The following is a 10,503-nucleotide window of genomic DNA, read 5'->3' on the forward strand; positions in this document are numbered from 1 at the left end:
CGTCATGGAAATCGCTGTCCTTTTCGGCGTCTTCGCGCTGCTCTTGATCATTGGCGTGCCGGTGGCGTTTTCGATCGCCGCGGCGAGCTTGGCCTGTGTGCTCTATATGGGCCTCGATCCGATCGTGGTCGTGCAGCAAGTGGCGTCCGGCTTCGGCAAAGTGTCGTTGCTGGCCATTCCGCTCTTCATCTTCGCGGGTGAATTGATGCTGCGCGGCGGCATTTCGGAGCGACTGATCTCACTCGCCTCCTCGCTGGTCGGGCATTTGCGCGGCGGCTTGGGGCAAGTGAGCGTGGTGGCGTCGACCTTGTTCGGCGGCGTGTCGGGTTCGGCGTTGGCGGACGTGTCGGCGATTGGCTCGACCATGATCCCGCAAATGGAGAAGCGCGGCTTCGGCAAGGATTACGCGGTGAACGTCACCGTGACGGCCGCACTCGTGGCGCTGTTGCTGCCGCCCTCCCACAATTTGATTTTGTTCTCCGCCATCGCCGGCGGCGGCGTTTCCATCGCCGACCTGTTTGCGGCGGGCATCGTGCCGGCTTTGCTGCTGGCGGTCGGGATCATGGGCGCGGCGTATGTGATGGCGCGCGTGCGCAACTATCCGACCGAGCCATTCCCGGGATTCGGCGCGATTGGCATACGCTTGATCGCGGCCATTCCGGGCTTGTTGCTGATCTTCGTGATTTTCGGCGGCATTCGCGCCGGCATTTTCACCGCGGTTGAATCCGCGGCGGTCGCGGTGATCTATGCGCTCTTGGTGACGCTGCTGGTTTATCGCGGCATGGGCTGGGGCGCGTTTACAGGCGCTGTGGCGCATGCGGCGCGCTCATCGGGCGCGGTGTTGTTCGTGATCGGCGCCGCCGGCGCGTTCGGCTGGCTGATGGCGTATCTGCAAATCCCGTCGATGGCGGTCGATGCGCTGCAGGCGATCACGCAGGAAAAGCACCTCGTGCTGCTGCTGATCCTGGTGATCCTGCTGATCCTCGGCACATTCATGGATCTGGCGCCCATGATCATCATCTGCACGCCGATCTTCCTCCCGGTCGCACGCGCGTATGACGTGGAGCCGTTGCATTTCGGCGTCATCCTGGTGCTCGCCGCTGGCATCGGACTGATCACGCCGCCCGTCGGTTCAGTGTTGTTCGTGGGCGCCGCCATCGGGCGCATACCGATCACTGAAGCGGTGAAATCAATCTGGCCGTTCTTCCTGGCCGCGCTGACCGTGCTGCTGCTGGTGACGTTCATACCTGAGCTGTCGCTGACACTGCCGGCTCTGTGGCGTTGAGGCGTCGCAGAGATGGTGAAGCGGACGTAAACAACACGCCCGCACACCATTCCTTTAGCGATCTTGTGTAAGCTTTGGTGTTGGCAGCTTCCATCACCAGGGCTCAGAATGACCGCCGCTTGCGAAGGATGCCGTGGCGGTGCGCTGTTTGAGACGCCCATCACCATGGCGTTTCACCCCATTGTCGATGTCCGATCCAAGCGTACGTTTGCGTACGAAGCGTTGGTGCGCGGAGAGGGCGGACAAAGCGCCGGCGCGATCCTGGCGGAAGTGTCGCCAGAGAACCGCTACGCCTTCGACCAGAATTGCCGCGTGAAGGCGATTGAGCTTGCCGCGGACCTGAAGCTCGCCGCCGAAGACGCGTTTCTTTCGATCAATTTCCTGCCCAACGCGGTCTATGAACCGCGCGCCTGCATCCGCCTCACGCTGGCCGCGGCGATGCGCACGGGCTTCCCGGTGCAAAAGATCATCTTCGAATTCACCGAAGTTGAGCGTCTGGATTCCACGCACGTGCTCAACATTTTGCGCAGCTATCGCGCGATGGGATTCAAGACGGCCATCGACGATTTCGGCGCCGGCTATGCCGGACTTGGCCTGCTTTCCGAATTCCAGCCGGACTTCGTCAAGCTCGACATGGACCTCATTCGCGGGATCGAGAAGAGCGGTGTGAAGCAGACTATCGTGCGCAACACGCTGACGATGCTGAAAGAACTGGGCGTGTCCCCGATTTGCGAAGGCATCGAGACCATCGGCGAATACGAAGCGCTACGCGAGCTGGGCGTGGATTTGATGCAAGGCTATCTGTTCTCGAAACCTGGTCTTGCGAGCTTGCCTGCCCCGATATGGCCGCAAGCTTCGCCAGCAGCTTCGCGCGCGATCGCGTGAAGCGCTAAGGCTTCACGACCCGTTCCAGCACTTTCAGCACGCTATCCGCGCCTGCCAAGCGCGACTCCATGCTTGCGCCGAAATGCTTGTCGAGTTTGCCTTCGAGCAAGAGTGTGGCGAGGCCGTGCACCATCGACCATGAGGCGAAGATGAGCGCGTGGTCGCGTTCGCCTGTGCGCGCGATGGACACTTCGTCGACGATGTTCACGAGCACATCGAAGGACGATTGCGCGCAGGCCATGGCCTCTTCGTGTTTGTCTTCGCGCACGAGTTCGGAGCGAAACATCAGTTTGAAATGCGCAGGATTGCTGAGCGCGAATTTCACGTAGGCGCGACCGAGCGCGTGGTAGCGGCAAGCAGGATCAGCGAGCCCTTCGGTGGCGGCGAGGCTATCGGCGCGCAGGCGCTCGAAGCCTTCGGCGACGATGGCGGCGAGGATGGCTTCGCGGTCGGGGAAGTGATGATAGGGCGCCTGGTGACTGACGCCGGCGCGACGCGCGACCTCGCGCATGCTGAACCCTTCGAGCCCCTCAGCCGTAAGCAAATCCAGACTCGCGTCGAGCAGCGCGCGGCGGGGTTCGACGGTGCGCGGGGCGGGTTTGGTCGCTGCTGTCACGAAAACATCTTTCGCTAAAGGCTTGACAGTGTCAAGTTTCGACCTGACACTGTCTAGCGCGTTCACGCCGAATTCGATCGCCGGTTCCAGATTAAGCTTGTGAATGCTGAATATTGTCAATATGCTTCACCGCAAATAGGTGGCCTGTGCAGAAAGCGGCAGTTTTTCAAACCCTTGCATTGGCCGTGAGCGCTTTGGCGCTGGCTGCCTGCGGCGCGGCTGAGTCCGATGCGCCGGCCCAGGCCGAAGGCCCGCTGGTTCAAGTGGTCGAAGTGGCCTCCGCCTCGGCGGCCGGCGCCATCCGGGCGAGCGGCCTGGTCGGCTACAAGCGCGAACCGCAACTTTCCTTCACGGCGCCAGGCATCGTCGGCGATCTGCTGGTGGATGCCGGCGACAGCGTGCGCCGCGGACAGCGCCTGGCCACGCTGCGCCGGACCAGCGGCGGCGCGAATGTGGATGAAGCCGCGCTCGCGCGCGCCAATGCCGAGCGCGATCTGGCGCGCACACAAGAACTCTACGATCGCGGTTTCGTCTCCGAAGCGCGCTTGGATGATGCGCGGCTCGCGGTGCAGCGCGCGAGCGATTCATCGGTGCTTGTGGCGCCAGCAGACGGCGTGATCCTGCGCCGCGCGGCCGAGACGTCGCAGACCGTCAACGCCGGCACGCCGATCCTGGTGTTTGGCGAGACGCGCTCGGGCATCGTCGTGCGCGCGCCTGTCGCCTCGTCCGAGGCGTCGCGCATTCGCGTGAATGATCAGGTGCAAGTGCGCGTGAACGAATTGGGCGTGACGCGCACGGGCCGCGTGGCGCGCGTTGGCGCCAAGGGCAATGACTCAACCGGCGCGTTCGAAGTTGAAGTTGAGATCGCGGATGCTTCGGGCTTGCGCTCCGGCATGGTGGCGGAAGTGGAGATTGCGGCGACGCCAGGTGCGGCGGCGACGGCGACCTTGATGGTGCCGACGCTGTCGCTGCTCGATGCGCGCGCAGATCAGGGCATTGTGTTTGTCGTGGACGCGCAAGGCGTGGCGCGGCGGCGCGCGGTGACGACCGCTGGCGTAACGCAAGCTGGCGTTATCGTGATCAGCGGGCTGGAGCCTGGTGATCGCGTGATCTCGGCAGGCGCTGCCTATGTGCGCGACGGCGAGACCGTTCGTATCTCGGCCGGCACATAAAACATGCAGGCCATTACCCGCTTCTTCGTTGATCGGTGGCAATTCACCGCGGTGCTGTTTGCGCTTTTGATCGCGCTCGGCTTCGGCGCGATCCAGGCGATTCCGAAATCGGAAGACCCGATCGTCGAATTTCCGGGCGTGGCGATCGCGGTCGTGCTGCCGGGCGCGGACGCCGAGCAGATGGAACGGCTGGTCGCCGTGCCGATCGAGAACGCGATCAATTCGATCGAGGACATTCAGGATCTGAATTCATCGAGCCGCGCGGGGCTCGCGGTGATTTCGGTGGAATTCGCTTGGGGCGCCGACCCCGAGGAGAAGTTCGGCGAAGTCGTGCGCGAGCTCAACGTGGTGCGCAATTCGCTGCCTGAAGGCATCGTTTCGATCACCCCACGCCGCTTCAATCCAGCGCAGACCAGCATCGTGCAGATCGCTTTGGTGAGCGAGGACGCCTCGTTCCGGCAGATGGAGAGCTACGCGAAAGCGCTGCGCGATTCCTTGGAGCGCGCGCCGGGCGTGCAGCAGGCGCAAGTGTGGGGCGCGCCACCTGCGGAAGTGCGAGTCGCTGCCGATCTGGATCGCTTGGCCGCGTATCGCTTGCCGCTGACAGCGGTGGCGGACGCGTTGCAGCGCGAGGGCGCGGACACGCCGATTGGCGCGGTCGAAGCCGGCGGGCGGCGCTTCAATGTGCAAGCATCGGGCTCGTTCAACAGTCTGGATGAAATTCGCGCGGTGCCGCTGCGCGCCGAGGGCGGCTCGGTCGTCACCGTGGGCGACGTGGCCGAAGTGAATTGGGCCAATGACGAGCGTGCGCACATCACGCGCTACAATGGCCAGCGCGCGATCTTCGTCACGGCGCGGGCGCGCCTCGGCGAGAACATCTTCCCAGTGCTCGAAGGCGTGAACAGCCGCATCGATTCCTTCGAGACGACGCTGCCGAGCAACATCGTTCTCGAACGCGGCTTCAATCAATCCGAGACCGTCAGCCATCGGCTGGGCAGTCTGGGCCGCGATTTCGGCATTGCCATATTCCTTGTGCTGCTGACGCTGCTGCCCCTGGGCTTCCGCGCCTCGCTGGTGGTGATGGTGTCGATCCCGCTGTCGCTCTCCATCGGCGTGGTGGTGATGCACGCGATGGGCTATTCGCTGAACCAGCTCTCGATCGCCGGCTTCGTGCTGGCGCTGGGCTTGCTGGTCGACGACTCGATCGTCGTCACTGAAAATATTTCGCGCCGCTTGCGAGAAGGTTTGCCGCCCCGCGACGCCGCCATCGCCGGCGTCGAAGAAATCAACATTGCCGTTATCGGCTGTACAGCGACGCTACTGCTCGCCTTCCTCCCGATCATGGCCCTCCCCGAGGGAGCGGGCGCCTTCGTGCGCTCGCTCCCGCTCGCGGTGGTGGCGACGATCACGGCATCGCTCGTAGTCGCGCTCACGATCATCCCGTTCATGGCGGCGCACCTTCTGCCGAAGAGCGCGCAAGGCCATTCCAACGCGCTGCTCGATGGCGTGATGGGCGTGATCCACAATCTCTATCGCCCGGCGCTGCACTTTGCGCTGATGCATCCGCGCAAGACGGTGTTCGCGGCGTTGGCTGGCTTTGTGCTGTCGCTGGGGCTCATCCCAAGCTTGGGCTTCTCACTCTTCCCTGAGAACGACAGCCCGTATTTCCTGGTCGAGATCGAAACACCGCAAGGCGCGGCCGTCAGCGAAACCGATCGCGCGGTGCGCTATGTCGATCAGGTGCTCTCGGAGTTTCCTGAGATCGAATGGCGGTTCTCGAATTCCGGTCGCGGCAATCCGCAGATTTTCTACAACGAGATTCCGCCCGAACAGATTTCCAATGTCGGCCAAGTCTATGCGCGCTTTGGCGAATGGCATCGCACCGAAGGCATGGCCAAGCTTGAGGAAATTCGCGCGCGGCTTGATCAATATCCGGGGGCGCGCATCAATTTACGCCGCTTCACCAATGGCCCGCCGATCGAGGCGCCGATCGCGGTGCGCGTCAGCGGTGCGGACCTGGCCGCGGTGACGGAGCTGGCGGCGGAAGTCGAGCGCATCGTGCGCGAAACGCCCGGCACGCGTGATATTTCCAATCCGATGGCCGAGCGGCTGATCGATCTCGATCTCAACATCAACGAGGGCGCGGCCGCGTTGCGCGGCGTGCCAGCCGGCGCGGTGGATCAGAATTTGCGCATCGCCGTGGGCGGCGCGCAGGTGTCGCAATTCCGCGACCCGACGGGCGACGCGTTCCCGGTGGTGCTGCGCGCACCGCGTGACGACGTGATGGAAGTGTCCGATCTGTCGCGGCTCTATGTGTGGAATAGCCAAGGCGGCGCACTGCCGCTCTCGGATATTTCTAACCCGCGCATGGAAGCCGGCCCCGCTTCCATCGATCGCGTCGATCGTGAACGCACCGCTACGGTGAGCGCCTACACGCAGAGCGGCTACCTCACGAGTGCGGTGACGGCCGACGTGGCCGAGCGCCTGCAGGCGATCAATCTGCCGGCCGGTTACACGATCTCCTTCGGCGGCCAAGCCGAAGCGCAAGAGCGCAGCTTCTCCGGCCTTGGCCCCGCGATCATGATCGCGATCTTCGGCATCCTCGCTGTGCTGCTCTTGGAGTTTGGCTCGTTTGCAGTGATGACGGTGGTCGCGTTCGTGATCCCGTTCGGCATCATGGGCGGCTTGATCGCGCTCTGGATCGGCGGCGAGTCGCTTTCGTTCACGGCCATCATCGGCTTCATTGCGCTCATCGGCATCGAGATCAAAAATTCGATCCTGCTGGTCGAGTTCGCCAACCAGATGCGGGCGCGCGGCGCACCGCTGGAGGAAGCGATCGAGCGCGCCGGCGAGGTGCGGTTTCTGCCGGTTCTGCTGACCAGCGCTACCGCTATCGGGGGGATGATTCCGCTGCTTCTGGAAGATTCTCCGCTTTTCTCGCCAATCGCGATGGTGCTCATTGGCGGCTTGATCAGTTCGACGCTAATTGCGCGGATCGTCACGCCCGCGATGTATCTGCTGCTGGCGCCAAAAGATCAGGCGGAAGCGGCAGCCTAAGCCCTCACCTTACGGCGACTGGCGCGCGAGCAAATCGCGGTGCACAATGACGCCGGGAAGGATACGCGCGATGACTGACGTACAGCTCGAGCAGTTCCGCAAAGACACGCGGGCCTGGCTTGAAGAAAATTGTCCCGCCTCGATGCGGTCGACGTTTACATCGGAAGACGAAATCGTTTGGGGCGGCAAGAAAGCGAAGTTCGCCAACCCGGACTCGAAGCTCTGGCTCGACCGCATGGCCGAGCGCGGCTGGACCGCGCCGACGTGGCCCAAGGAATATGGCGGCGGCGGCCTCAGCAAAGAAGAAAACCTCATTCTGCAGAGCGAGCTGAAGCGCATCAATGCACGCCAGCCGCTCTATTCATTCGGGCTTTGGATGCTGGGGCCTGTGCTGCTCGAATATGCCAACGAAGACCAGAAGAAACGCCATTTGCCGCCGGTGATCCGCGGCGAGATTCGCTGGTGCCAAGGCTATTCCGAACCGGGCGCGGGCTCCGACCTCGCCGGCCTGCAAACCAAATGCGAAGACAAAGGCGACCATTGGCTGATCAACGGCCAAAAGATCTGGACCTCCTACGCGAACTACGCCGATTGGTGCTTCTGCCTCGTGCGCACCGATACGAGTGTGAAGCATGAAGGCATCAGCTTCATTCTGATCGACATGACTTCGCCGGGCGTGGAGACGCGGCCGATCAAACTGATCTCCGGCGCCTCGCCCTTCTGCGAGACCTTCTTCACCGATGTGAAGGTGCCGAAGGAGAACATGGTGGGCCGCCTGAATGGCGGCTGGGAAATCGCCAAGCGCCTGCTGCAATATGAGCGCAGCAATATTTCGGGCTTCGGGTCGGGCGCACGCACCGATGTCGTCGATATCGCAAAGCAGAATGTCGGCCTCGATGAGGACGGCCGCTTGGATGACCGCGATCTGCGCGCCCGCATCGCCGAGCATAAAATGTTCGAACGCGCCTACGCGCTGACGGCGCAACGCGCGGCGGAAGAAGCGAAGGCCGGCGGAAACGTCAGCCACATCACCTCGATGTTCAAAGTTGCGGGCGCCACGCTGAACATCGAACGCTGCGAGCTGATGGTGGAAGCCGCGGGCTCGCGCGCGTTCGGCTGGGCTGGCGAAGGCTATTCGCCGGATGAACTGGCCGTCACGCGCGGCTGGCTGCGCTCCAAAGGCAATTCGATCGAGGGCGGCACGACTGAGGTGAACCTCAACGTGGTCGCGAAACGCGTGCTGGGCTTGAGGGACACGCAATGACATTCACATTGAGCGAAGAGCAGACGCTGCTCAAAGATTCCGCGCGCGATTTTTGCCGCGAGCAAGCGCCGGTGACGCGCTTCCGCAAGATGCGCGACGACAAGAAGAACGGCCGCGATCCTGAATTGTGGGCCGAGATGGCGGCGATGGGCTGGGCTGGTATTCTTGTGCCGGAAGATTTCGGCGGCGCTGGCCTCGGCTATGTCGGTTTGGGCCTTGTGCTCGAACAGGCGGGCCGGACATTGGTCGCCTCGCCGCTGCACTCGACGGCTTTGGTGGGCGCGAGCGCGCTGCTGTTGGGCGGTTCAGACGCTCAGAAGCAGGAATGGCTGCCTAAGATCGCGGCGGGCGAAATCACGGTGGCGCTTGCTGTCGATGAAAGCGCCCACCACGCGCCGGCCAAGAGCAAGCTCAAGGTCGCCGGCGGCAAGATCAGCGGCGCGAAGAAATTCGTCGCCGACGGCCACATTGCCGATCTGCTGCTCGTTGTCGGCGGCGACGGGCTTTATCTGGTGAAAGCGGATGCGCCAGGCGTGACAAAGCGCGAGCTCATTACGGTCGACAGCCGCGGCGCGGCGGATATCGATTTCGATAACGCGCCGACTGAAAAGCTGAATGGCGGCGCAAAGCTCGTCGAGCAAGTGCTGGATCGCGCGGCGATCGGCTTGGCGGCGGAAATGCTTGGCCAAGCGCAGGAAGCGTTCGAGATCACCAACGAATATCTCAAGACGCGCAAGCAATTCGGCCAATATATCGGCAGCTTCCAGGCATTGCAGCATCGCGCCGCGAAGATGTTCACCGAAATCGAGCTGACGCGTTCGTGCATCTTGGCAGCACTCGATGCGTTGGATCGCAATGCAGATGACGTGTCCGAGTACGCAAGCCTCGCAAAGGCGCGCGCGTCGGACATGCTGCACGTGGTCAGCAATGAATTCGTGCAGATGCATGGCGGCATCGGCATGACCGATGCGCATGATGCGGGCCTCTACATGAAGCGCGCGCGTGTGGCCGAAGCGCTTTACGGCGGGGCCACGTATCACCGCGATCGCTATGCGACGCTGCTGGGCTTCTAGCCCAGCGCCCGCTTCGCTTTCGCCAACGCTTCAGCGCCGCGATCCAGCGTCTCGTTTCGCTTTGCGAAACAGAGACGCACGATCTCGGGCGCGCCGGGGTTCGCGTAGAACGCCGCATACGGAATCGTCGCCACGCCATGTTCAATGGCGTGGCGCGCGAAGGCTTCGCTGCTGAGCGCGATGCCGGAGCGCGGTAGATCGATGCTCAGGAAGTACGCGCCTTGCGCCGGCAGCGTGGCGAAACCCTCCTGCTGCAACGCGTTCTGCAACCGGTCGCGACCGCGCTGATAGTCAGCGCGCATATTCTCGAAATACGAGCGCTCCTTGCCAAGCCCGTAGGCGACGGCCGCTTGCAGGCCGGGCGGCGTAGTAAAGGTGAGGAATTGATGCGCGCGGGCGAAAGCTTCGGTGAGCTCCGGCGCGCCGCAGGCGAAGCCGACCTTCCAGCCGGTGAGTGAGAACATTTTGCCGGCGGAGCCAATCTTCAGCGTGCGCTCGCGTAAGTGATGCAGCATCGACGCGTGTTCGCGACCGTCGAAGAGCAATTCTTCCCAAACCTCGTCGCTGATCACGATGACATTGTGCTGGCGGCAAAGCTCGGCGAGGGGCGCCAGGTCTTCGTGCCCCAGCACGGACGCGCTCGGATTGAGCGGCGTGTTTATCATAACGACGCGCGTCTTATCGTTGAACGCCGCCGCGAGCTTGTCCGCATCGAAGCGCCAGTGCGGCGGCTCCAGGCGCACATAGCGCGGCACGCCGCCAGCGCGCGCGATCATGGGCGGATAGGCGTCGTAGAACGGTTCGAACAGAATGACTTCGTCACCCGGCTGCACGAAGGCGAGCAATGCTGCAGCCAGCGCTTCGGTGGCGCCGGAGGTGATCGTCACCTCACGCTGCCAATCGAGATCGATGTTCTGATGCGTCTTGTAGTGCGCGGCGACCGCCTCGCGCAGCGCCGGGATGCCGCGCATCGGCGGATATTGGTTCGGCCCATCGGTGAAGGCGCGCGCGGCTGCGTCGCGAATATCGCGCGGGCCGTCGTCCTCGGGAAACCCTTGGCCCAGATTGATGGCGCCCTTCTCCACCGCGAGGCGCGACATCACCTCGAAAATCGAGGTCGGCAGATTGGCGAAAATCGGATTCATGGGCGC

The 10,503-nt window shown here is 63.2% G+C and carries 8 protein-coding genes; 6 read left to right on the top strand and 2 right to left on the bottom strand.

Features of this window, described 5'->3' with window-relative positions; translation table 11 throughout:
- The first annotated feature begins 4 nt into the window (after window positions 1–4).
- Together EPJ54_RS10140 and EPJ54_RS10145 are read left to right on the top strand one after the other, a co-directional pair.
- Window positions 5–1,285: a TRAP transporter large permease gene (locus tag EPJ54_RS10140; protein WP_135211604.1), complete on the top strand. Its 1,281-nt coding sequence runs from the start codon at window positions 5–7 to the stop codon at window positions 1,283–1,285.
- Between the two features lie 108 nt (window positions 1,286–1,393).
- A complete protein-coding gene (locus EPJ54_RS10145; RefSeq protein WP_135211605.1) occupies window positions 1,394–2,170 on the top strand; it encodes an EAL domain-containing protein in 777 nt (258 codons plus the stop codon).
- 4 nt (window positions 2,171–2,174) lie between these two features.
- Here the strand turns inward: EPJ54_RS10145 and EPJ54_RS10150 are convergent, their stop codons facing one another.
- Window positions 2,175–2,786 (bottom strand): TetR/AcrR family transcriptional regulator, encoded by a 612-nt coding sequence (locus tag EPJ54_RS10150; RefSeq protein WP_135211606.1) that lies wholly within the window; start codon window positions 2,784–2,786, stop codon window positions 2,175–2,177.
- A 185-nt stretch (window positions 2,787–2,971) separates the two neighbouring features.
- Between EPJ54_RS10150 and EPJ54_RS10155 the strand changes: the two genes are divergently transcribed.
- The 4 genes from EPJ54_RS10155 (at window position 2,972) to EPJ54_RS10170 (ending at window position 9,352) form a co-directional block, all read left to right on the top strand.
- Entirely contained in the window at window positions 2,972–3,958 is a 987-nt protein-coding gene (locus tag EPJ54_RS10155) for an efflux RND transporter periplasmic adaptor subunit (RefSeq protein ID WP_167755675.1), read from the top strand.
- 3 nt (window positions 3,959–3,961) lie between these two features.
- Window positions 3,962–7,015: an efflux RND transporter permease subunit gene (locus tag EPJ54_RS10160; protein ID WP_135211608.1), complete on the top strand. Its 3,054-nt coding sequence runs from the start codon at window positions 3,962–3,964 to the stop codon at window positions 7,013–7,015.
- Between the two features lie 70 nt (window positions 7,016–7,085).
- Window positions 7,086–8,279 carry an acyl-CoA dehydrogenase family protein gene (locus tag EPJ54_RS10165; protein WP_135211609.1) on the top strand — a complete coding sequence of 398 codons (1,194 nt, stop codon included), beginning with the start codon at window positions 7,086–7,088 and terminating at the stop codon, window positions 8,277–8,279.
- Window positions 8,276–9,352 (top strand): acyl-CoA dehydrogenase family protein, encoded by a 1,077-nt coding sequence (locus EPJ54_RS10170; protein WP_135211610.1) that lies wholly within the window; start codon window positions 8,276–8,278, stop codon window positions 9,350–9,352. The genes EPJ54_RS10165 and EPJ54_RS10170 overlap by 4 nt, the downstream gene beginning before the upstream one ends.
- Here EPJ54_RS10170 and EPJ54_RS10175 read toward each other — a convergent pair.
- Window positions 9,349–10,497: an aminotransferase gene (locus tag EPJ54_RS10175; protein ID WP_135211611.1), complete on the bottom strand. Its 1,149-nt coding sequence runs from the start codon at window positions 10,495–10,497 to the stop codon at window positions 9,349–9,351. The two genes, EPJ54_RS10170 and EPJ54_RS10175, sit on opposite strands and share 4 nt — an antisense overlap.
- Window positions 10,498–10,503: the final 6 nt, after the last annotated feature.

Source organism: Vitreimonas flagellata (genome assembly GCF_004634425.1).
GTDB classification, from domain to species: Bacteria; Pseudomonadota; Alphaproteobacteria; order Caulobacterales; family Aquidulcibacteraceae; genus Vitreimonas; species Vitreimonas flagellata.